Here is a 23,903-nt window from a genome sequence, read left to right as displayed (position 1 = left end):
TTACTACCCGGGTTCCTCAACGCCGTGCCACCTCTACGGGCAGGCACTGTGTATTACTCCCTGGTTGCAAATAAGGGGTGAGAATCGGCGCCATTCCTTTGAGCACTTGGGTTGGCAACGCCGAAGTGAACGTGAACGCCTCGGCCGAGCGCCCCGGCACGAATGCCGTCAGGGTGCCGAAATGATGGTCGCCGATGTAGAACACGAACGTGGCCGTGCGGTTGAGTGACTTGGAGCTGAGAATTCGCCCACCGGAGCCAATGGCTTCGATACGGTTGTCGCCGGTGCCGGTCTTGCCGCCCATGGCCAACGCCTTGCCATCCGGGGTGATGAAACTGCCGGATAAACGTCTGGCCGTACCGGCATCCACCACCTGCGACAAGGCTTCGCGCATGGCCGTGGCGACTTCGGATGGCATCACCCGTTTGCCGACGTCCGGGTCGTTGATCAGCTTGGTTTCGTAGGGTGTGTTCGCCGCGAAGTGCAGGCTGTCGATGCGCAGCGTCGGCATGCGCACACCGTCGTTGAGGATGGTGCCGATCAGCTCGGCCAGCGCCGCCGGCCGGTCACCGGAGCTGCCGATGGCAGTGGCCAGCGAGGGCACCAGGTGATCGAACGGATAGCCAACTTTCTGCCAGCGCTGGTGGATGTCGAGGAACGCTTCGATTTCCAGGATGGTGCGGATACGGTTGTCACGGGCGCCCTTGTGACGGCTCTTGAACAACCAGCTGTAGACTTCCTGGCGCTCGAACTGGCTGGCCTTGACGATGTCCTTGAACGTGGCGTCCGGGTGGGTCAGCAGGTAGCCCATCATCCACAGGTCCAACGGGTGGACCTTGGCGATGAAGCCCTGGTCGGGCAAGTCATAGGTGCCGGGGCCATAGGCGAGGTACAGGCGTTCGAGACGCTCGTCGGTGAGTTTCTCCTTGTCGGTGGACTTTTCGCCTGTGAGGTGCGAACGCACAAAGGTGTTGAAGCTTTGCTGGCTGGCCTGGGGTAACAGGTAACGGTGCACGGCGGCCAGGCGGATGGGGGTCGGGCGCATGCTGTCGAGGAAGGTCTCGAGCCGCGCCTGGGTGTCCTTGTTCTTGTATTTCTTCCAGAACTTGAGCAGGAACGACGTGCCTTCGCGGTCGGCGAACGAGGCCAGGTATTCCTGGCGCCGAGGGTCGCGATCATCCTTGAGCAGTTCGGCCCGGTTGTTGGGGCCCGAATAGGTGGTGTAGCGCACCAGGTCGCGCATCAGGCGAATGAACGGCAGGTTGATCGACTCACGCAGGGAATCGCGCAAGGTCGGGTTGCGCCCGTTGTCTTCCTTGCGGAAGTTATGGAACACATGCAAGCCGCCACCGGTGAAAAACGCTTCGCCGGGGCTGGCGGAGTACTTGCGATCCAGCGCGGCGCCGAGCATGGGTTGCAGGCCGTGGTCCTTGTTCTGGATCAGGTAGTCGACCACCCAGCGGCTCAGGCGATCCTGCTCCGGCACCTCGACTTTCTTCAGGTCCGGGACACTCATCTCGGCATATTTGTCGTGCAGCTCGGCAATGATCTGCAGGTAGGTGGTCAGCACGCGCATTTTTGCCGTAGAGCCCAGTTCCAGCTTGCTGCCTTCGTTGATATCGAACGGCTGGTCGGTGCTGTCGGTCTGTACCCGCACCCGCGAGCCATCCGGGGTCAGTTCGAACAGGGTGAAGCTGTAGCGCACCTGGGTGGTGCTGGTGGGGGTCAGCAAGCGTTCGCCCATCAGGCCGATTTCAGCGGCATAGGCCGGGTCGGCCAGGCGCTTGAGGTAGGCGGTGGCCTGGGTTTGCAGGTCGCCTTGCAGGGTGCTGGTGGCCGAGAGGTCGAGCCGGTCGAGATCGTACAGCGGACGATTGAGCAGCCCGGCCAGGCGGCTGCGTGCCACGCTGATGCCCTTGTTGGTTTCGATTGGTTGAATGGTCGGTTGGGTGGCCCAGTCGCGATAGGTCACTTTGCTCGCCAATGCCGCGGCGGCAAAGGGCGCATCGATCACGCCGTTTTGTGCCAGCAGGCGAATGTGGCTGTCGGTGAGGTCGGCCAGTTCATCGCGACCTTTGGTCAGGTAATGGGAAGGTCGGCGCTGGGCAATCATCAAGGACAGCATTTCGCGCAGGGCCAGGCCTTTTTCCGCCAGGCTCTTTGCATCCGTGGCGTCGCTCGCCAGGGTTTTGTTGGCCGTGTTGAAGTCGGCGCCGTACCACACGCGCAAGCCCTCAGCCATGCCATGGACCTCACCGTGGCCCGGCACCGCCGACAGCGGCACGCTATTGAGGTAGTCGCGCACCACGTTCTGCCGGGCGATGAGCGTTTGCGGCCCATCCTGATAGGCGCGCACGGTGGCGGAAATCATCTGGCGAATCTTTTCCCCGCCCGACACGGTCAATCCGTCGGGTGAGTGCCGATACTTCTCCAGTTGCGTGGCCAGGGTACTGCCGCCTGCCGATTGACCAGGCAGGTGCAGCATCTTGGCGACCTGGGTATAGGCCGCCATGCCGAATCGCGGCCAGTCCACGGCCGGGTTGGCCAGGGGCTGGCGTGGGTCGAGCAGAAAGCGGTTTTCGATGAACAGCAGGCTGTTGACCACCACCGGCGGGATCGCCTCGAAGCTGGAATAGAGCTGTTGCGGATACTTGTACTGGTACAAGGGGTTGGCGCGGCAATCGGTGATCGACAATCCCGCCTGGATTTTCTCCGCATAAGGCACGAACAGGCCCTTGCCCGTGTAGTCCATCAGGGCAGGAGAAAACCGGGTCTGGGCGGAAATCACGTAATCACGCTTGAGCAGGCGCGGCAGGAACTCGCCCAGCGAGCTGTAACCCAGGCGCAGGTCGAAGGGGCCAGCGCCAGGGTAGCGGATCGAGTCGGTGGGACCGGGTTTGAGTTCATAGCTCAGGGTCTTGGCGAACTTGCTGGCTTCCCGAGCTTGAAACCGTGACGTTCGCATCTCCTTGGACGCCGCGAGGCCCAGGACAATTGCAATGATCACCACTAACAGCCAAAACGCTTTCCAGCCGTGCTTGACGCGACTGCGAGGAGGTTTTTCAGGTATTGGCGCTTCATCCACAGGTTCAGTCTGGACCACGGTTTTACTCGAATCGGTTTGTTCTAAAGCGCCCATAGTCGATTGATCCATTCACGCGCAGATTGATCGGACTTGTTTGAAGCTTAGTAGGAGCTGCCGCAGGCTGCGATCTTTTGATCCTGCTTTCACACAACAAAGTCAAAGGATCGCAGCCTCGTTGCACTCGGCAGCTCCTACAGGGCTGATCCAGAGGCGTCCAGAGGAATACCGAAACATGACGACGCACCAATACCGTGCAATACTCGCCGCCGTTTCAAAAGCGAAAAATCCTACAAAGCCCAGACAATCCATCTCCGTAGATAGCGCTTTTACCGAGATTTACACCTGATTTTTGTGATTTATAGAGTGAAAATCTCTGTCGCGAGCTTTTTATACTGCACCCCCCGCTGATCGCGCAGGTTTTGCCCTGCAAGACGGTTCTGCCCATGAAGCAGGGTCGGTTACGGGAGGCGCTGGCTTATCGGTCAACGCTTCGCCGCTCGGTGGATATATCCAATAACAAGACGAGGTTGTACCCCATGCCCGTAGGCAATCAGTTGCCCCACGGCGAGACCGCTCAAGGCGGCCCGCTCAAACGCGAACTCGGCGAACGGCATATTCGCTTGATGGCGCTCGGTGCCTGTATCGGCGTCGGTCTGTTCCTGGGTTCGGCCAAGGCCATCGAAATGGCTGGCCCGGCCATCATGCTGTCCTACATCATTGGCGGCCTGGCCATCCTGGTGATCATGCGCGCGCTCGGCGAAATGGCCGTGCACAACCCGGTCGCCGGCTCGTTCAGCCGTTACGCCCAGGACTACCTCGGCCCGCTGGCGGGCTTCCTGACCGGCTGGAACTACTGGTTCCTGTGGCTGGTGACCTGTGTCGCGGAAATCACCGCCGTGGCGGTGTACATGGGCGTGTGGTTCCCCGATGTGCCGCGCTGGATCTGGGCGCTCGCCGCGCTGGTCAGCATGGGCTCGATCAACCTGATCGCGGTGAAAGCCTTCGGTGAATTCGAATTCTGGTTCGCCCTGATCAAGATCGTCACCATCATTGCGATGGTATTGGGTGGTATCGGCATCATCGCCTTCGGTTTCGGCAACGACGGTGTGGCCCTGGGGATTTCCAATCTCTGGACCCACGGTGGTTTCATGCCAAACGGCGTGCAGGGCGTGTTGATGTCCCTGCAAATGGTCATGTTCGCCTACCTCGGCGTGGAGATGATCGGCCTGACCGCCGGTGAAGCGAAGAACCCGCAGAAGACCATTCCCAGCGCCATCGGCTCGGTGTTCTGGCGGATCCTGCTGTTCTACGTTGGCGCGTTGTTCGTGATCCTGTCGATCTACCCGTGGAACGAAATTGGCACCCAGGGCAGTCCGTTTGTGATGACCTTCGAGCGCCTGGGCATCAAGACTGCCGCCGGCATCATCAACTTCGTGGTGATCACGGCCGCGCTGTCGTCCTGCAATGGCGGCATCTTCAGCACCGGGCGCATGCTCTACAGCCTGGCGCAGAACGGCCAGGCCCCAGCCGGTTTCGCCAAGACCTCCAGCAACGGCGTGCCGCGTCGCGCCTTGCTGCTGTCGATCGGCGCCCTGCTGCTGGGCGTGCTGCTTAATTACCTGGTGCCTGAGAAGGTGTTTGTCTGGGTGACGGCGATTGCCACCTTCGGCGCGATCTGGACCTGGGTGATGATCCTGCTGGCCCAGCTCAAGTTCCGCAGAGGCCTGAGCGCCAGCGAGCGTGCCGGCCTCAAGTACCGCATGTGGCTGTTCCCGATCAGCTCTTACCTGGCGCTGGCGTTCCTGGTGCTGGTGGTCGGCCTGATGGCGTACTTCCCGGACACCCGCGTGGCGCTGTATGTCGGCCCGGCGTTCCTGGTGCTGCTGACGGTGTTGTTCTATGTGTTCAAGCTGCAACCGACCAATGCGACGCAAGGTGCGGTGGGTTCGGCTTCGTAAGTCGTAACGCCTGAAATGCAAAAGCCCCGGTCAAATGATCGGGGCTTTTTTCATCCTGTAGCTGGCTTGTCGGGTCGCCGCATCGCAGCGAAGAAGCCCGAAAGGCCAGCGCAATACTCAAGACCGCCTTCGCCGGCAAGCCGGGCTCCTACAATGTTTTATGTTTGGCATGGATCCGTGGCTGTCCTCGCTCCCACAGGGGATCACCAGTGCACACAGATCTTGTGCACGGCGCCAATCAAAATGTGGGAGCGGGCTTGCTCGCGATGACGGCTGATCAGTCAATCAAGATGTCATCTGACCCACCGCTTTCGCGAGCAAGCTTGCTCCTACAAGGGATCTCCAGTGCACACAGATCTTGTGCACGGCGCAAATCAAAAAGTGGGAGTGAGCCTGCTCGCGATGACTGCTGATCAGTCAATCAAGATGTCATCTGACCCACCGCTTTCGCGAGCAAGCTTGCTCCTACAAGGGATCTCCAGTGCACACAGATCTTGTGCACGGCGCCAATCAAACTGTGGGAGCGGGCTTGCTCGCGATGACGGCTGATCAGTCAATCAAGATGTCATCTGACCCACCGCTTTCGCGAGCAAGCTTGCTCCTACAAGGGATCTCGAGTGCACACAGATCTTGTGCACGGCGCCAATCAAAATGTGTGGGAGCTTGCTCGCGATGACGGCTGATCAGTCAATTAAGATGTCATCTGACCCACCGCTTTCGCGAGCAAGCTTGCTCCTACAAGGGATCTCCAGTGCACACAGATCTTGTGCACGGCGCCAATCAAAATGTAGGAGCGAGCCTGGTCGCGATGACTGCTGATCAGTCAATCAAGATGTCATCTGACCCACCGCCATCGCGAGCAGGCTCCCACAGGGGATCACCAGCGCGTACAGATCTTGGGCACGCCGCCAATCAACCTGAGCTGGCTTGGCAGCGAAGGTGCCCGGAAGACCAGCGTAACACTCAAGGCCGTCTTCGCTGCGATGCGGCGACTCGACAAGCCAGATCCTACAAGGCGGCGACGGCGGGAGCCGGTCGATTCAAGCGCTTGTTGAATTCCAGCCACGCCCCCAGCAACGCCATCAACCCAGCCCCCACCAACGCGGTGAAGACCTGCATGGCGAACGCATCGTCCGTCAGCGCATTGAGCATGTCCGCCAGGGGCGCCAGCAACACGCCCAGGCAGAAGATCTCCAGGGAAAAACGCCCCATGCGGCAGCATTGCTGTGCCAGCCAGTTTTGCGTCCAGCCGGTGTCGGGCAACAGTTTCGCGGCGACGTAGGCCAGCGCGAGGAAGTGCAACAGGCGCACAGGCGACAGGTTGGTCTTGCTGATCGGGTACAGCAGATTGCTCAGGCTCGCAGGCATCAGGGCGTCGTGGATCTGCGGCCAGCGCCAGGCGACCGTCAGCACCGCGGCGATCAATGCATACACCGCCGCCGTCATGAACAACGGCTGGCGCACCAGCGGCCGGGTGTCGGGCAAACGTGGGCGTTGAGCATGAATCGCCGCCGCGCCGCCGAGGATAAACAGCAGTTGCCAGGCCACGGGGTTGAAGTACCACACGCCATCCTTGATCGCGGCCAGGTTCCAGCCAAACAACGGTACGGTCAGGTACAGCGCAAAGGACACCGCCACCACCGGCCAGACCTTGCGCACCAGTATCGGCAGCACCAGCGGCAGGCCCGCCAGCAGCACGATGTACAGCGGCAGCGGGTCCATCAGGTTCGGTTTGAAGCGCAACAGCAGCTCATCGATCAAGGCCTGCTGGGGGTCGCTGATGAAATGGTGCATGCCCATTTCTTCCACCAGGTCGCGGGTTTCCACATGGCTGTTGGCGAAGAACACAATGCCCATCAGCATCGCCAGCAGGAAGATGTGCACCACATAGAGCACCCAGGCGCGGCGCAGGATTTTCACCCAGGCGATCAGCAAACCTTCCCGCGCAAGGACTTTGCCGTAGGCCAGGACGGCCGCGTAACCGGCCAGGAACACGAAGACTTCGGCGGCATCGCTGAAGCCGAAGTTGCGCAGGGTGATTTGACCCAAGGGGTTGTGGGGCACGTGATCCCAGAAAATGAAGATCAGTGCCAGGCCGCGAAAAAAATCGATCCGGTGATCGCGCGCTAACGTCATGACGGCAGGCTCGCTGGTAAACAGGTATTGAACAAAGGATGGGCCGAAGGCGCAAAAAGTTGCTTGCCGCCTATTGGCGGCGCGCAGGGTGGACTGATTCGCTGGTAATTGCAAAGGCGGGGTATTGCGGGATGTCTCTTGAGGTGGGCGCAGAGCCCGACCGCTGGTCTGAAAGGTCGGTATTCCTGCGATTTCTGACAGTAGACAAGCTCAAATGTTTGTGTGAGCAGCGTTCAATCGCAGGAGCGTCACGTGAGACTTTCATACAAGGGCTTGTCCAGCTACACCGTGATCGGCGTCGCCAATACGCTGATTCACTGGCAAATCTTTTTTCTCTTGAGCGTGGGCTTCGGCTTGACGCAAGCGGCCAGCAACCTGGCAGCCTTTTGCGTAGCGGCCTCGTTTTCCTTTTATATGAATGCGCTCTATACGTTTGATGCCAAGGCGTCAGTCGGCGGTTACCTGTTGTTCATGCTGGCGATGGGGGCGCTCAGCCTGGGCGTCGGCCATGTCGGCGATGTCTGGCGGTTGCATGGGTTGCTGACCGTGGCGCTGTTTTCTGCGTTGAGCCTGGTGTTCGGTTTCCTGTTTTCCAAGTACGTGGTGTTCCGTGAGCGTGACGTATGAAGGTTTCGCTTATCGTCCCGGTGTTTAACGAAGAACAGGCGATCAATCTGTTTTACCAGGCGGTACGACGAGAGTTGAAACTCGACGCGACCGAAGTCGAGATCGTGTTCATCAATGACGGCAGCTCCGATAGCACGGCCGAACAGGTGGCGGCCCTGGCGCAGGTGGACGAACAGGTCCTGCTGATCAATTTCTCGCGCAATTTCGGCAAGGAACCGGCGCTGTTTGCCGGGCTGGAATTTGCCAGCGGCGATGCGGTGATCCCCATGGATGTAGACTTGCAGGACCCGATCAGCGTCATCCCGCTGTTGATCGAACAATGGCAAAAAGGCGCGGATGTGGTACTGGCCAAGCGCCGCGACCGCGCCGCCGACAGTTACTTGAAACGCCACAGCGCAGCGCTGTTCTACCACCTGTTGAATCGAATTTCCTACACCCGGATCGAGGAAAACGTCGGGGATTTCAGGCTGATGGATCGCAAGGTGGTGGACGTGATTCGCACCTTGCCCGAGCATCAATTGTTCATGAAGGGCGTGCTGTCGTGGGCCGGCTTCAACACCGTGGTGGTGGAGTACGAACGCGCCCGGCGGGTGGCGGGGGATAGCAAGTTCAACGGCTGGAAACTGTGGAACCTGGCGCTGGAAGGCGTGACCTCGTTCAGCACGGTGCCGCTGCGGTTATGGACGTATGTCGGCGGATGCGTGTCGATCTTTGCCGTGCTCTATGCGGTGTACATGGTGCTGGACAAGATTTTCTTCGGTAACAGCGTGCCCGGTTACCCTTCGTTGATGACCGCTATTCTGTTTCTCGGCGGCGTTCAACTGATCGGCATCGGCATCCTCGGTGAGTATGTCGGGCGGATCTACATCGAAGCCAAGCACCGGCCGCGCTATGTGGTCAAGGACATCGTCGGCGGCAAAGACAGGCGCAAACCCTAGCATGGGCAGGTTCAGCGATTTCTTCACCAAGGAACTCACTCGACGCCAGGCCTGGCTGTTTTTTCTGCTGGCGACCCTGGTGTACGTGCTGCCGCTGATCATTGCGGATTATCCCTACATCGATGACAACTGGCGCTCGCTGTCGGCCGGCATGGCCTGGGCCAAGGAAGGGCGCCTGTTCGCCGAGTTGTTCTACAACACGCTGACCTTCAGCAGTGGCGCGCCGAACATCTTTCCGCTGCCGTTGTTGATCGCCACCCTGGCCATGTCCTGGGCACTGACAAGCCTGACCTTTCATCACTTCCGCGAACCGACCTTCGGCTGCTGCCTGGTGCTGTTGCCGCTTTGGTACAGCCCGTTCTTCCTGCAAAACCTGACCTATCAATACGATGGCCCGGTCATGACCTTGAGTGTGGTGGCGGTGATCTACGCCATCACCTTTCGTCACCCTTCGCGCAGCCTGCAATGGCTGGTGCCTTCTTTCCTGATTGCGCTGGCGCTGGGCCTGTATCAAATCAGCGTCAATGTGTTTCTCGGCCTGTGCTGTCTTGAAGTGCTCAGGGCGGTCAATGACAAAGTGGCCTGGCCGCGCTGGGGCGGTTTGATCGGCTGGAGAATCGCCCAGCTGTTTCTCGGATGGCTGATTTACCTTGTCAGTGCATACCCCTTCATGGGGCAGGGTCGCACGGTGTTGCTGGACTGGGCAGCGCAGCCTTTGCTGCAGATCCACATCAACATCACGCGGGTACTGGAAAAAGTCGTGCTGCTGTTCCATGGCGGATTTGCCTGGGTGGCGGCCGGGTTGGTGCTCTGTGCCATTGCCGGTGCAGTGTGTTTGGGATTGAGGGTTATCGAGCGCAAGGACAGTGGACCGAAGAAACTGCTGATCGGCCTGCTGTGTCTGCTGACAGTGCCGGTCGTGGTGTTGCTGGTGTCCGGCGTCGCGCTGGTCTTTCGCGACTTCAACGAAGGCGCCAGGACCCTGATGGGATTCGCGGTGTTGCTGGTGCTGCTGTTCTACTTGAGTCACCTGGCCCTGGCCACACTCCACGAACGCTTGCCGCTGTTGTTGCTGGTGCCGCTGCTGGCCATGTTGTCGTTGTCGTTCGCCTATGGCCGGGTCCTGACGGTGCAGAAAGCCTTCGCCGGCAGCGCGCTGAGCAGCCTTGAACATAACATCGCCAGCCATCAACCCTTGCGTGACGCCAAGCGCATCTACATGTCGGTGACCTATTCCGATCACTGGCTGCTGGGGGCGGCAGGTTCGTTCAAGCAGATGCCGGTGTTGCATTACCTGCTGAACGTCGACTTCTACATGCTGGCGGAAAACCTGCCCAAGGTCGGCATCACCAACGTGGTGGCGGAGAAGGAGCGGCGCAATGCGACGCGGGTGGGTTATCTAGGTTACACGCCGTTGGTGGAGAGCCAGTTCTACCGGATCTACCTGATTGGTGATTACGGATTTATCGTGATGAAAGAGCCGGCCCCGATCAAATCGCTTCATTGGTAAAGCGCAATGTCGGAGCCGTGAAGGTCAGGCCGCAGCCTCTTCGTTAGGCTCGAAACTGTCTGCCCGCGCCATCTGCCACATCCGCGAATAAAACTCGCCATTCACTTCCCCGGTGAGCAACTCCCCCGGTTTGAGGAACACATGCAGCTGTGAGAACAGCTTGATCTCGGTGGCCGACATGCGCCGCACCAGGTGCTTGGCCGACAGTTGCGACGGATGTTCAAGGCCGGCGGCAGCGAGCATCTCGGCCAGGCCCTTGAGCGTGTTGCGATGGAAGTTGTAGACGCGCTGGGCCTTGTCCGGCACCACCAGCGCGCGCTGACGCAGGGTGTCCTGGGTGGCGACGCCGGTCGGGCATTTGTTGGTGTGGCAACTTTGCGACTGGATGCACCCGATGGCGAACATGAAACCGCGCGCCGAGTTGGCCCAATCGGCACCGATGGCCAGCACGCTGGCGATATCGAACGCACTGACGATCTTGCCGCTGGCGCCGAGCTTGATCTTGTCCCGCAGGTTCAGGCCGACCAGGGTGTTGTGCACGAACAGCAGGCCTTCGCGCATCGGCACGCCGATGTGGTCGGTGAATTCCACAGGCGCGGCGCCGGTGCCACCTTCCTTGCCGTCGACCACGATGAAGTCCGGGAGGATGCCGGTTTCCAGCATGGCCTTGGCGATGCCCATGAACTCCCACGGGTGACCCAGGCAAAACTTGAAGCCTACCGGTTTGCCACCGGACAGCTCGCGCAGTTGCTGGATGAAATGCATCATCTCGATCGGCGTTGAAAACGCACTGTGGCGGGACGGCGAGATGCAGTCTTCGCCCATCAGGATGCCGCGTGTGTCGGCGATCTCGCGGGTGACCTTATGCTTGGGCAGGATCCCGCCGTGGCCGGGTTTGGCGCCCTGGCTCATCTTGATTTCGATCATCCGCACCTGGGGCGTTCGGGCCTGTGCGGCGAAACGCTCGGGGTCGAAGCGGCCATCGCTGGTGCGACAGCCGAAGTAGCCGCTGCCCAGTTCCCAGGTCAGGTCGCCACCGTGTTCGCGGTGATAAGGGCTGATGCTGCCTTCGCCGGTGTCGTGGGCGAAGTTGCCGAGCTTGGCACCCTGGTTCAACGCGCGGATGGCGTTGGCGCTGAGCGAGCCGAAGCTCATGGCCGAAATGTTGAACACCGACGCGCAATACGGCTGGGTGCATTGCGGGCCGCCGACCGTGACCCGGAAACCGCTCGGGTCGCTCAAGGGCGCCGGGCGCATCGAGTGGCCGATGAATTCAAAACCCGACTGGTAGACGTCGATCAAGGTGCCGAACGGTTTGTCGGCGCTTTCATTCTTGGCCCGGGAGTAGACCAGCGAGCGCTGGGCCCTGGAAAAGGGCAGGGCGTCGCTGTCGGATTCGAGCAGGTATTGGCGGATTTCCGGACGAATGCCTTCGACCAGATAGCGGATATTGCCCAGGATCGGGTAATTGCGGCGCACTGCGTGGGGGCTTTGCAGCAGATCGAACAGGCCGATCAGGCTGAGTACGCCGGTGACGGCAGTGATAGGCCAGAGCCAGTCGTGCTCGAGGAAGGGCAGGCTGGCGAGGGTGAAGATCACGCAGGCGGCAAAGAAGGCGTAGCGGCTCAGGAGTGACAGGCTCATACGGTTTCCTTGGGTTCGGACTCAATAATTTCGGCAATACACAAACCACCTCGCGATGGCGCTGCGTCAGCCAACATCAATGTCGAATATAATGGCGTTTTTGAATCAAAGGCCTTTTTAATGTCAACGTCTGTTGCCCAGCCCTCTGCACTTATCCACATCGCCGCCGCCCTGTTGATCGGGCCCGACGGGCGAACCCTGCTGGTGCGCAAGCGCGGCACCCAGGCGTTCATGCAACCGGGTGGCAAGATCGAAGCCGATGAAAAACCGGTCAGCGCACTGGCCCGGGAGCTGGAAGAAGAGTTGGGTCTGCTGATCGATACGGCGCACGCCACGTTCCTCGGGCAGTTCTCGGCCCCCGCCGCCAATGAGCCGGGTTTTGTCGTGCAGGCCGAACTGTTTCTGCTGACCATCGATGCCGACGTCACCCCGGCTGCCGAGATCGAAGAAGTGATCTGGATCGATCCGGCCAGTGACGGTGGTGTCGTTCTGGCGCCATTGACACGGGACCTGATCCTGCCGTTTTATCGAGCTTCGCTGACCGCTATCGCCTGATCATTACGCAAGGGACTTCGCCCATGATCCCGCTTCAAGACCTGCTGATTTTCGCCGCTGCCGCGTTGCTGATGGTGCTGACACCGGGGCCGAACATGATCTACCTGATCTCCCGTTCGATCTGCCAGGGACGCAAGGCCGGGGTCACCTCGTTGCTTGGCGTGGTCGCGGGTTTCTTCGTGCATCTGTTCGCCGCCGCGGCCGGTTTGACCGCAGTGTTCCTGGCGGTGCCGATGGCTTATGAAGTGTTGAAGTGGGCCGGCGCCCTGTACCTGTTGTGGCTGGCCTGGCAGGCGGTCAAGCCGGGTGCGCGTTCGCCGTTCGAAGCGCAGCAGCTGCCACCGGACTCGTCGCGCAGGCTCATTACCATGGGTTTTCTCACCAGCGCCCTGAACCCGAAGATTGCGGTGTTCTACCTGTCGGTGTTCCCGCAGTTCATCAGCCCCGAGCACGGTTCGGTGTTCACGCAAAGTATCGTCCTGGGCCTGACCCAGATCAGCGTCAGTTTCTGCGTGAACCTGATGATCGCCCTGTTCGCGGCGGGCATCGCCTCATGGTTCGTCAGCAATCCGACATGGCTGGCGATGCAGCGTTATTTCATGGGCTTTGTCTTGTCGGCGCTGGCGTTGCGCTTGATGCTCGAGCAAAAACGGATGGCCTGAACATGTTGATTCAGCGACTGGATGTCAGCCATGCGCTGGACTATCGGACGATGACGCTCGAAGCTTACGACCGGCACCCCCGGGCGTTCACCTCCAGCGTGCGCGAACGAGCAACGATGCCCTTGAGCTGGTGGGAGTCGCGCCTGACCGGCAAGCTGGATGTGGTGCTAGGCGCTTTCGACGAGGGCCGGTTGGCGGGCATCGCCGGGCTGGCCTTCGAGCCCCGGGAAAAGGCCCGGCACAAGGCGACGCTGTTTGGCATGTACGTGTCCGCCAACGTGCGCCAGCGCGGGCTTGGTTTGCAACTGGTGCAGGCGGTGCTGGCCGAGGCGCGGACCCATCAATATCTGCGGCTGATCAAATTGACCGTCACCGCCGGCAACGATGCCGCGTTCAACCTCTATCGGCGCTGCGGCTTCGTCCAGTTCGGCCTGGAGCCGATGGCGGTGCGGGTGGGTGAGGAATACTTCGACAAGATCCACATGTGGCGCGAACTCTAAATCCGCCCCGATCAAAAAATGTGGGAGCGGGCTTGCTCGCGAATGCGGTTCAACATTCAGCATTAAGCTGACTGATACACCGCTTTCGCGAGCAAGCCCGCTCCCACATATCAACGAACGGCGCTTACCCCATCCAGCGTCGAAAACGACGTGTCCTTGGCCGTCAGCAAAAAATCCCTCATGTACGGCGCATCAAGCATGTCGGCCCGAATCGCCGCATACAGCGTCGCAAACAAACCTTTCTCGCCCAGGCGCTTGGCTTTCACGTAGCCCCGTGAGCTGTATTCATGCAGCGCCCAATGGGGCATGCCGCACACGCCGCGACCGCTGGCCACCAGCTGCATCATCATCACCGTCAGTTCCGACGTGCGGACCTGGGCCGGCTCGACGTCGGCCGGTTCCAGAAAGCGCGTGAAGATATCCAGCCGGTCACGTTCCACCGGGTAGGTGATCAGGGTCTCGCTGAGCAGGTCCTGCGGGACGATGTAGGCCTTGCTGGCCAGGCGGTGCTGGTTTGCCACCGCGAGCATGGCCTCGTAGGTAAACAGCGGCACATAGGTGATCCCTACCAGATCCACCGGGTCGGACGTCACCACCAGGTCCAGGTCGCCACGGGCCAGGGCGGGCAGGGGGGCGAAGGAGAAGCCCGACGCCAGGTCGAGCTCGACCTCCGGCCAGGCATCGCGGAACTGGTCGATGGTCGGCATCAGCCACTGGAAGCAACTGTGGCATTCGATGGCCATGTGCAAGCGCCCGGCGGTGCCTCCGGCCAACCGCGCGATGTCGCGCTCGGCCGCGCGCAGCAGCGGCAAGGTGGCATCGGCCAGTTGCAGCAGGCGCAAACCGGCGCTGGTGAAACGCACGGGCTTGGTCTTGCGCACGAACAACGGCATGCCCATGCGTTCCTCAAGCTCCTTGAACTGATGGGACAGCGCCGACTGGGTCAGGTGCAGGCGGTCGGCCGCATCCACCAGGCTATCGGCTTCGCGCAAGGCGTGCAGGGTCTTCAGGTGACGGATTTCAAGCACCGGGGGCTCCATGAGGAAAACTTGTGATCAACACGAAAAGGTTGAGTTTGTCTCATGATGCCCCGGCTGTCGACAATAGCGCCATCTTTTACAGGAGCAATTCGACATGGCCGTAGCCCACACCCTTGGTTTTCCCCGCATCGGTGCCGACCGCGAACTGAAAAAAGCCCTCGAATCCTACTGGAAGGGCGACCTCGACCAGCAAGCGCTGCGTAGCGTCGGTCGCCAGTTGCGCGCTACTCACTGGCAATTGCAGAAAGACGCCGGCATCGACCTGCTGCCGGTCGGCGACTTCGCCTGGTACGACCAGGTACTGACCCATTCCCTGGCATTCGGTGTGATCCCCGAGCGCTTCGACAGCACCCGGGACGAACGCGGCCTGCCGACCCTGGACACCTTGTTCGCCATGGCCCGTGGCGCCACCGTGAGCTGTTGCGGCAGCGAGCACGGCCAGGCGCAATACGCCCAGGAACTGACCAAGTGGTTCGACACCAATTATCACTACCTGGTCCCGGAATTCAGCGCAGACCAACAGTTCAAGCTGAGCTGGGAGCAGTTGTTCGACGAAGTCGGCGAAGCCCAGGCCCTGGGGCACACCGTCAAGCCCGTCATCATCGGCCCGCTGACTTACCTGTGGCTGGGCAAGGTCAAGGGCGACGACTTCGACAAACTCGACCTGTTGGAACGCCTGCTGCCGGTCTACAACGAAATCCTCGTGCGCCTCGCTGCCCAAGGGGTGGAGTGGGTACAGATCGATGAACCGATCCTCACCCTCGACCTGCCGCAGGAATGGAAAAACGCCTTTGAACGCGCCTACCACATCCTCCAGTACTCGCCGCTGAAAAAGCTGTTGGCGACCTACTTCAGCGGCCTGCAGGACAACCTAGGCCTGGCCGTCGGCCTGCCGGTGCAAGGCCTGCACATCGACGCGGTGCGCGCGCCGGATCAACTGCTGCACGTGCTCGATCGCCTGCCGACCTACAAGATCCTCTCAGTGGGCCTGGTCAATGGCCGCAACGTCTGGCGCTGCGAGCTGGAGCCGGTGCTGGCGCAACTGCAATTTGCCCAGGAACGCTTTGGCGACAACCTCTGGGTCAGCAGCTCCTGCTCGCTGCTGCACAGCCCGGTGGACCTGGAGCGCGAAGACAAACTCGATCCCGAGCTGAAAAGCTGGCTGGCGTTTGCCGTGCAAAAATGTGGCGAAATCGCCGTACTGCGCGATGCCCTGAACGATCCGCAAGCGCCCAAGGTGCAAGCCGCGTTGGCCGAAAGCCGTGCCATTGCGACCAGCCGCGCCGAATCGCCGCGCATCCATAAAGCCCAGGTGCAAGCCCGCATCGATGCCATTGGCACAGCGGACAGCCAGCGCCATTCGCCGTTTGCCCAACGCATCGAGCAACAGCGTGCACGGTTGAAACTGCCGGCGTTCCCGACCACTACCATCGGCTCGTTCCCGCAGACCGGCTCGATTCGCCTGGCGCGCCAGGCTTTCAAGCAAGGCAAGTTGTCGGCCAACGACTACACCGACGCCATGCACCACGAAATTCGTCATGCCGTGCAAATCCAGGAACGCCTGGGGCTGGACGTGCTGGTGCACGGTGAAGCCGAACGCAACGACATGGTCGAGTACTTCGCCGAGCAACTCGATGGCTATCTCTTCACGCGTTTTGGCTGGGTGCAGAGCTACGGTTCACGCTGCGTGAAACCGGCGATCATCTACGGCGACCTGAGCCGCCCGAAAGCCATGACGGTCGACTGGATCACCTATGCCCAGAGCCAGACCGACAAGGTCATGAAAGGCATGCTCACCGGTCCCGTGACGATGCTGATGTGGTCCTTCCCCCGCGAAGACGTGTCGCGCAAAGTCCAGGCACAGCAACTGGCGCTGGCTCTGCGCGACGAAGTGCTGGACCTGGAAGCGGCCGGCATCAAGATCGTGCAGATCGACGAAGCCGCGTTCCGCGAAGGCCTGCCGCTGCGTCGGGCACAATGGCAGGAATACCTGGACTGGGCGGTGCAGGCGTTCCGCTTGAGCGCCAGCGGCGTGCGTGATGAAACGCAGATTCACACCCACATGTGCTACAGCGAATTCAATGACGTGATCGAGGCGATCGCGGCGATGGATGCCGATGTGATCACCATCGAAACCTCGCGTTCGGACATGGAGTTGCTGCGGGCCTTCGAAGCGTTCGACTACCCCAACGACATCGGTCCGGGTGTCTATGACATCCACTCGCCACGGGTGCCGGACACGGCCGAGATGGTCAAGTTGATCAGCAAGGCGGTGAAGCGGATCCCGGCCGAGCGGTTGTGGGTCAACCCCGATTGCGGGTTGAAGACCCGCGCCTGGCCGGAGACTGAAGCGGCGTTGGTGAATATGGTGGCGGCAGCACGCCAGCTGCGAAGCCAACTGGCTTGAGGAACCCGCACGGGAGCGGCTTGACCGCTCCCTTGCGGTGTATCAGCCCTGATCGAAATGTCTGAGCGCCGCTGATTTCTTGCCGATATCGGCGTAAGGCAGGTTGGCGTTATCGGCGTGAGTCAAGGCGCGGTGTTCGGGTAGTTTCAGATGCGCTTTTTCGAACTCGAGAAAGGCGGGGGCCGGCTTGGCGTAGTGGAAATGGGCATACCACAACAGCGTGGGAGGCGTTGCCGTCATGTCCCATATTTCGTATTCCTGCAAGTAATCGGTTCGCCGATCAGGACGTTTGCCCAGGGTTTTCAGCGCACTGGTCTTGCGTATCTCTGCGGCGTTTTGGCTGATCAGATCATCGAGCATTCCATCCGTAGGGTTTTTGCTGCGCAGTGACTGACGGGTGCGCATCCGACGTCCGGTGGCAATCAGTTCCACTGCCTTGTTCCGCAGTTGCTCGATGACGGGGCTCTGTGGGGCAATGGCTTCGATATCGAGCGCCCGGCGCGTCAGTTCGTTGGCCTCGTTGACCATCATGTGCTCCAGATCGACCGGGAGCATATCCTGCGCTGCATAGGCTTGAATCCTCGACCGGTAGGCCGGCTGCGACTGCAGGCGATTACGCGCATCTTCAATCATGGCAGCTGCGTCCTTTTGCACGGGGCGAGCGATTGGCTCGGGAGGATTGAGCAAGCGAGACTTGCCGTTTGCACCCTGTTCCCATATTTCCTCGACACCACCCTTCCCGGTCAGGATGTATTGACGTTTCTGGGTCGTTGGTTCCAAGCGCTCCCCCCCGATCAACAAGTGGTCGTCTTCGGTGATGAAGACCTTCTTGCTGCGTTGCCCGGCCGGCACGGCTGGCGCGGGTTGGTCGATGCCCTTGCGTGCCCGTTGGGCCATTTTTTCGATTCCCTCCAGCAAGGGCGCGACCGCGTCGAGATAGAAGTGCTGGGGATCGCTGGCGGTCCAGGCATTCATGCCGCGACGGAACTGGCTGTAGTGCTCGAGGCATTCCTGGAAAATCTGATTGCGTTGGGCTCGGGTGGCAGGGACCTCCTGCAGGCTGAATTGAGTGAACAATGCACGGTCGACGTTGATGCGCAGGCTTTCGGCTTGGGTCTGTAGATGGAACCAGGACAGATCCCGTACCGTGTTAAAGCGATTGACCGTCTCCAGAAGATGAGCTGTTTTCAGGTAAAGCAGAGTGGGCTCGTTGAGGCGTCCGTTCAACGCCTCTACTTCGGATGTCATTTGTGCCTTTTCGGTTCTGACCGTAATGCGCTCGTACCACTGGTTGAGGTCGCGCATTGCCGTTTCAATCTGTTCCAGGTGGCCGATGACTTCCAGGCGTAGCTTTCGGATGTCGTGCAGAATCCGAATGCGTTCGGCGAGCGCACTGTCTGGTAGTTCGTCCAGTTGGTCGATTAGAGCGTCAATTCGGTCTGTGAGCGGATTAGACCGATGGTTGGCAAAGAAAACCCTCTGCTTTTGCCTGTCGGCGATTATCAGGGCGTCATGACTTTGCATTTCACTGAGCAGGCGTCGTTTGTTGCCATGTGCCAGGGGCGCCAGCTCGACCAGCGTCTGGTAATGCCCGCTGGCCAGTTCGATGTCGCCGATACAGGCTGCTTCGGTCTCCTGAATCAGGGCCGGACGGGCATCTGCGGCAACACTGTTGTACTTTTCCAGTGCCGCATTGGTGCGCGAGACCCGAGCATCGATTTGCGGCGCCAAGTTGTCGGCGGCGTCGGTCAGTGCATTGTGACGACGAAACACCCGATCGGCCCACCACCTTGGCAGGCGTTCGCGAATGGCAGCAGGCCAGATCGGGTCAAGTGCATCGGCCAGATGCCCGAGCACGCCGCCGCCACCCAGCCCGCCGCCTTCGAATGTCGACCCGTAGACGCCGAACCAGGTATCCCATTGGCCGGCTTCATCGAGCGCGATGGGTTGCCTGTAGGTTTTTTTACGCGTGCCGCTCAGTCTCAAGCCGCGTGAGTCCGCACTGGGTTCAACCTGGAAGATGCGGCCCTGGCGCGTGATGAAGTCGCCATCGGCATGCCGGTAGACATTGCGATAGACCCCGTGCTCGAGCGGTTGCAAGCCGGCCAGGGAAATCGGTTTTTCATACTCGTATCCGGCGAAGCGCTGGGCGATATGTCGTGCGTGGCGTGCTGACGTCGACCGCAATGCCGTGGCGCCTTTGCCAAGCGCCGTCAACTGACGAGCACGCGCCAGCGAGCGGACGAGGGTGGTCGAGCGGGTGGCCGGCGAAGTACCGGCGATGTCCATGGCGGCATCGATCAACGACAACAACACCGACTCTATCTCTGCCAGGCCCTCAGCCACCTCGCCGTGCAACAGAGCAGCGACCGCGTTGTTGGCACTGCTCCAGGCATCATAAAGCGCAACTCCCGCACCGACGAAGGGCACCAGGCCTATCGCCATCTTGATGTAGTTGAACGCTTTCGCACCGCTGAGTGCGTAGCGTTCCAGATACAGGTCGGTGCGCGAGCGCGAGGTGTCGCGATGGGCTTCGATCAGGCGGCCCATGTGGGCATTGAGCAAATGTTCGGCCAGCGACGTCGTCGATGGCCACGCCAGGCCAACGCCGATCATGGCGTCGAAATGCTTCAACAGGGCCTGGTTGATGCGGCTTGCGTGGGCCGCCTCGCTGCCTTTCAAGGCTCGTCCGGCCAGATAGCTGACCATCTCGCTGCGCAGGCACAGATTGAACAAGGCCCGGCGAGCGCTCTCCAGGCTGTCGTAGCGGCGCAGGCATTGGCCGTCGGGGCTGTCGGGCAGATACAGCAGGGTCATCCCGCTGACCTGTTCTTCAATGAAGGTCACGCCGGACAGGGTGGTCGGTCCTTCGTTTGGCGTGTCCTTGCCGCCGGCACTCAGGTAGGCCGGGAACAGTACGATACGTTTGCCGTGCACTTGCCAGGCCTCACGGGTCTGGGCATCGATGGCAATGGTCAGGACCTGTAGCTGGTCCTGGTTGATCTGGTTTTGCAGGTGCGCGCATTGACCCTGCAATTTGAGCATCAGGCGCCAGGGCTCGACCAGGCATTCGCGGCGATGCTCCCTGACCAAGGGCGTTTCGCTGGCCGAGCCCATGAAGGTATTACGAATCTGATCTTCGTAGCGCTGTGCAAGGTCAAGCTCGGGCAGGACCTTGCGCAGGTAGGTGTTTGTGATGCCGGTCACCAGTGCCTGGCGTTCGCTTTCGTCCGTTGCGCTGACGTGCACCTGCATGAAATCCAGGCGCAGTGAAAGAGGCTCCAGCTGCATGGACGGGGTGTTATCGATATTGAGCTGGGCCAGCTCCTCAAGGGACATTCGGCTGCGCGTGGCACTGGGCACCGCCACCAGTTTTTGCGGGGTGCCTGGCGCCGCGCCGTCGGCCAGTTGTTTTTCCAGCTTGACCGAATCCGGCAGGTCCAGCTGGATGTCAAACTCCCCTTCAATCGAGAAGTCATCGCGCAACCGCACCTGGAGGTGTTGACGGGTGAATGCGTCACGGGGCGCCAGGGCCGCTTCCAGTTGTGCGTGACTGCGATGCATGGCCTGGATATAGGCCTCGATCAGCTTTTTCAGCTCGGCGCCGGCTGACACCGACAATGTCGCGAGCCAGGTGGGCAGACGCGAAGCCATGCCGGCACTGCGGCTTTGTTCCAGGCGCTGCGCCAGAGCCAGATGACGGGCTGGGTTAACCGGGACCTGCAGCTTGGCCAGGGTTTTGCGCCGCAGCTTTTCCAGTTCATCGGCGCGTTCTGCCGCCTGCGCCGGGTCGGCATGGCGCTGGCGTACTTGCGCGGCCTGTTCTTCAAAGCGACTGATCTGTTTATCCTGGCTGTAAAGCAACGGATCGCAACTGATTTTTGTCAGCTGCAGGGTCAGCTCCGGATCCTGTTCGCGGATCTTGAACAGTTCCAGCTCCAGGTCCCTGCGACTGGCGAAGCGTTGCAAACCGCCGCCAATGCCGGGCCAGTAAATTAGCAGGCTGTGAGGCGCGGCGGGATCGAGCAGCACCTGGGAGCGGGTGATGACAAACGGCCCCTCCAACGCCTGGGTCTGGTTGCCGCTGGTGTGTTCGATCAACGACAGACTGGCCGCCACGACATCGGAGTCGGCTTCGTCAGCCGCAGACGGTTCCAGGATGGCCTGGAGCATGTCGAACTGGGAACTGTCGAGCTGATTGAGCGACCTCTGCAGTTTGGCCTCGGCCTGCAACCCGTCCTTGTGGGCCTGATAAAGCGCGCTGGACTCTCGGTTGAAAGTCGTCAGGTCGAGGACGCGCGATCGGTAAAGCAGGGCGGATGCGGCCCTGTCGGCAGCCTGTTCCGCCGTTTCCAGAGCCTTGAGGGTGTCCTCGAATATCCGCTGAAGGTCAGTAGCGCTGTCCTCTCCCAGCAGTGTTTCCAGCGCCGCCTGCTGTTGGCGAAGCGAGGTCTGGCGCATGGCCAGGGGAATATCGGCAGACAGGCTATCGAACAGCGCTGATCGATCCTCATCGCCAAAGCCTTCGGTCAACTCCAGGCTCTCAAGGCTTGGCGCCTGGGCAAACGCTCCGGCACGCCGGGCTTGCAGTTCGGGCGCAAACAGGTCGCTGATGCCTGTGGTCAATGGCCCGGTAGTGGTCGTGTACTGAAAACTGTAATGGCTGGGTAACTCGGGCGGAGCAAGTAGTTGCGCGGACAGCCAATGCTCCATGTCGCTGCGTTCGTCGAAGGCCTGGACGGGAACCGGGCGAGAGGGCAGGTAGAGCAATTGCGCGACGGGTTGCTGGCTGCCCACGGTGATCACCCAGGCCGCCGGGATTTTCCAGAGGCTGTTGTCGCTCAACTTCAGCGCCAGTTGTTCGCAATGGATGGGCTGGTCGTCCAGATGCACCGTCTCGGTCCCGGCGTCCAGCATCAACCAAAGCGGTTTCAATTGTTCGGCACCCAGGGTTCTCAGGGCGAACCCCAGTTGCGCCGCCGCTTCAATATGAGCGCGGTATAGCTGCTCGGCCCGATCACGGCGCGACAGCGGTGTACCCGGGGCACGGGCCTGCCAATAGGCCGTCGCGCCTTCATCCAGCGGCGCGCTTGCGAACAGTGCCTGCAAACCTTCCTGGCAGTTTTGCCAGCGCGCCAAGGCGCTTTGCAACAGGCTCTGGTGGGGATTGCTGGTCAGCGTTGAAAGCTCGGGGATGGCGGTCGGCGAGGAGGGTGCGAGTGTTGGGAGTCTTTCGGTCATGATTGCGTGGCTCATCCATGAGGAGCGGCGGGTCCACTCCTGATCAAGCGCCATTTAAGAAAAATCCTCTGTGCCGGTGGCACTACATAGTTATCGCATCGACCATTGAGCGGCATTCATGAAACTGTCACGCAACTGTGGCAGCGCGCTTGAACAAACTTCATCAGACTCGCGCTCTACTGGGGTTCTGCGTTTTGGTGTTTTTCCATGGGTGCTTGGTTCTTTTCACGAATGGTTTTCCTGGCCGCACTGTTGTGCGGCCTGCCGTCTCTGGCGGCGTCTCGCTGTGACGTCAATGTTGCAACCCAACGGGTTGATCTGTCCCAGGTAAGCCTGGCGTACCAGAGCATTGGCCGTGCGTCCGACCCGGCACTGCTGCTGGTGATGGGACTGGGCGGGCAGTTGATTCACTGGCCCGACGAGGTGGTGGTCGCGCTGTGTCAGCAAGGTTTCCGGGTGATTCGTTATGACAATCGCGATGTCGGCCTGTCGACCTGGCGGCAGACGCCGGCCGAGGCCAACCTGACCTTCGAAGTGCTGCGCTACAAGCTCGGCTTGCCGGTGTCGGCGCCATACACCCTGACCGATATGGCGGACGACGGACTGGGGCTGATGGATGCGTTGCACATCGAGCAATTCCACGTGCTGGGCGCGAGCATGGGCGGAATGATTGCCCAGCACATGGCAGCGATGGCGCCACAACGGGTCGAGAGCCTGACCCTGATCATGAGCACTTCAGGAGCCGAAGGCTTGCCCGCGCCAAGTGCGGCGCTGTTGCAGTTGCTGGCGCGTCGGGGTGCGCCCAACCGTGAAGTTGCATTGGAGCAGCAGGCGGACCTGCTGGCGGCACTGGGCAGTCCGGCGGTGACTGATGATCGCCAGGCGTTGCTGCAGCAGGCGGCACAGGCGTACGACCGGGCATTCAATCCCGAGGGGGCCAAGCGCCAGATCCTGGCGATCCTGGCCGAGCCGAGCCGAGTGGCATTGCTCAATCAGCTACGGGTGCCGGCACTGGTGGTGCATGGCACGGCCGATCCGTTGTTGCCGGTGATGCATGGCGTGCACCTGGCGGCGCATCTGCGTGGCAGCCAGTTGAAGTTGATACCGGGACTGGCGCATCGTTTTCAGGAAGCGTTCAAGGCGCCATTGCTGGCAGCCGTGTTGCCCTATCTGCGGGCGCATCGCGAGGACACTTCGCATTGGGCGCAGATCGAGCCTGTGGCTGACCACAACCTTCTTTAGCGCACGGATCAGCCGTGCAGGCGAACCCAGACGCTGACCAATGCCGTCGCCGCGATCAACCACGCGACGGCCGCGACGGCCAGCGACGCCTCGAGGCGCATTCGATCGACCATCACATACAGGGTCGCCAGATAGATGAAGTACGGAATGATCGACCACATGCCGAACACGATGGTGGTCTTCAGGTCATCCAGCGAACGACCCTTGCCGACGATGTAATGGGCGATGAGCGCAAAGGTCGGGAACAGTGGCACAAGCCCGGCGATGTAATAGTTTCGGGTCTTGGCCAGGGCGGCGAGGATCACCACCACCGCCGCGCCCAGGGTTGCTTTGAGTATCAGGTCCACACAGGTCTCGC

The 23,903-nt window shown here is 60.8% G+C and carries 15 protein-coding genes; 9 read left to right on the top strand and 6 right to left on the bottom strand.

The annotated features are described in order from the left end of the window. Positions 1-16: 16 nt before the first annotated feature. Positions 17-3,139, bottom strand: a complete 3,123-nt coding sequence (locus tag DKB71_RS27760) for a transglycosylase domain-containing protein (protein ID WP_408598718.1) — start codon at positions 3,137-3,139, stop codon at positions 17-19. A gap of 482 nt (positions 3,140-3,621) precedes the next feature. Here DKB71_RS27760 and DKB71_RS27755 point away from each other — a divergent pair, with 482 nt between their 5' ends. Then, positions 3,622-5,043 (top strand): amino acid permease, encoded by a 1,422-nt coding sequence (locus DKB71_RS27755; protein ID WP_274074263.1) that lies wholly within the window; start codon positions 3,622-3,624, stop codon positions 5,041-5,043. Positions 5,044-6,051: 1,008 nt separating this feature from the next. Here DKB71_RS27755 and DKB71_RS27750 read toward each other — a convergent pair. Next, on the bottom strand, positions 6,052-7,179 hold the full coding sequence (locus DKB71_RS27750) for an OpgC family protein (protein WP_274074264.1): 1,128 nt from the start codon (positions 7,177-7,179) through the stop codon (positions 6,052-6,054). A gap of 252 nt (positions 7,180-7,431) precedes the next feature. Here DKB71_RS27750 and DKB71_RS27745 point away from each other — a divergent pair, with 252 nt between their 5' ends. The 3 genes from DKB71_RS27745 to DKB71_RS27735 are packed head-to-tail and all read left to right on the top strand — an operon-like array spanning position 7,432 to position 10,254. Then, positions 7,432-7,806, top strand: coding sequence for a GtrA family protein (locus tag DKB71_RS27745; protein ID WP_274074265.1), 375 nt, complete (start codon positions 7,432-7,434; stop codon positions 7,804-7,806). Then, positions 7,803-8,744: a glycosyltransferase family 2 protein gene (locus DKB71_RS27740; protein WP_408598715.1), complete on the top strand. Its 942-nt coding sequence runs from the start codon at positions 7,803-7,805 to the stop codon at positions 8,742-8,744. Before DKB71_RS27745 ends, DKB71_RS27740 begins: the two co-directional genes overlap by 4 nt. A 1-nt stretch (position 8,745) precedes the next feature. Continuing rightward, positions 8,746-10,254, top strand: a complete 1,509-nt coding sequence (locus DKB71_RS27735) for a glucosyltransferase domain-containing protein (RefSeq protein ID WP_408598713.1) — start codon at positions 8,746-8,748, stop codon at positions 10,252-10,254. A 24-nt stretch (positions 10,255-10,278) separates the two neighbouring features. On the opposite strand, the gene DKB71_RS27730 is transcribed toward DKB71_RS27735, so the two are convergent. Continuing rightward, positions 10,279-11,898, bottom strand: coding sequence for an FMN-binding glutamate synthase family protein (locus DKB71_RS27730; protein ID WP_408598711.1), 1,620 nt, complete (start codon positions 11,896-11,898; stop codon positions 10,279-10,281). 120 nt (positions 11,899-12,018) lie between these two features. Between DKB71_RS27730 and DKB71_RS27725 the strand changes: the two genes are divergently transcribed. From DKB71_RS27725 to DKB71_RS27715, 3 genes are read left to right on the top strand one after another with little or no spacing between them, the layout of a single operon-like run. After that, positions 12,019-12,453, top strand: a complete 435-nt coding sequence (locus DKB71_RS27725) for an NUDIX hydrolase (protein WP_408598709.1) — start codon at positions 12,019-12,021, stop codon at positions 12,451-12,453. 23 nt (positions 12,454-12,476) lie between these two features. Next, the gene (locus tag DKB71_RS27720) at positions 12,477-13,115 is read left to right on the top strand and encodes a LysE family translocator (RefSeq protein ID WP_274074270.1); all 639 of its coding nucleotides are present in this window, start codon (positions 12,477-12,479) and stop codon (positions 13,113-13,115) included. A 2-nt stretch (positions 13,116-13,117) separates the two neighbouring features. Next, on the top strand, positions 13,118-13,615 hold the full coding sequence (locus tag DKB71_RS27715; protein ID WP_408598707.1) for an N-acetyltransferase family protein: 498 nt from the start codon (positions 13,118-13,120) through the stop codon (positions 13,613-13,615). Between the two features lie 110 nt (positions 13,616-13,725). Here the strand turns inward: DKB71_RS27715 and metR are convergent, their stop codons facing one another. Next, a complete protein-coding gene (metR, locus tag DKB71_RS27710) occupies positions 13,726-14,643 on the bottom strand; it encodes a transcriptional regulator MetR (RefSeq protein WP_408598705.1) in 918 nt (305 codons plus the stop codon). 106 nt (positions 14,644-14,749) lie between these two features. Here metR and metE point away from each other — a divergent pair, with 106 nt between their 5' ends. After that, on the top strand, positions 14,750-17,062 hold the full coding sequence (gene metE / locus DKB71_RS27705; RefSeq protein WP_408598703.1) for a 5-methyltetrahydropteroyltriglutamate--homocysteine S-methyltransferase: 2,313 nt from the start codon (positions 14,750-14,752) through the stop codon (positions 17,060-17,062). Between the two features lie 42 nt (positions 17,063-17,104). Here metE and DKB71_RS27700 read toward each other — a convergent pair whose 3' ends face one another. Next, the gene (locus DKB71_RS27700) at positions 17,105-22,303 is read right to left on the bottom strand and encodes a dermonecrotic toxin domain-containing protein (RefSeq protein ID WP_408598701.1); all 5,199 of its coding nucleotides are present in this window, start codon (positions 22,301-22,303) and stop codon (positions 17,105-17,107) included. 207 nt (positions 22,304-22,510) lie between these two features. Here DKB71_RS27700 and DKB71_RS27695 point away from each other — a divergent pair, with 207 nt between their 5' ends. Continuing rightward, positions 22,511-23,545: an alpha/beta fold hydrolase gene (locus DKB71_RS27695; protein WP_408598699.1), complete on the top strand. Its 1,035-nt coding sequence runs from the start codon at positions 22,511-22,513 to the stop codon at positions 23,543-23,545. Between the two features lie 8 nt (positions 23,546-23,553). On the opposite strand, the gene DKB71_RS27690 is transcribed toward DKB71_RS27695, so the two are convergent. After that, on the bottom strand, positions 23,554-23,883 hold the full coding sequence (locus DKB71_RS27690; protein ID WP_180205389.1) for a GlpM family protein: 330 nt from the start codon (positions 23,881-23,883) through the stop codon (positions 23,554-23,556). Positions 23,884-23,903: the final 20 nt, after the last annotated feature.

This window comes from Pseudomonas sp. PLMAX (genome assembly GCF_046042685.1).
Lineage (GTDB): Bacteria > Pseudomonadota > Gammaproteobacteria > Pseudomonadales > Pseudomonadaceae > Aquipseudomonas > Aquipseudomonas putida_AE.
The sequence above is the reverse complement of the archived record's forward strand: the minus strand, read 5'-3'. Positions and strand labels throughout refer to the sequence as shown.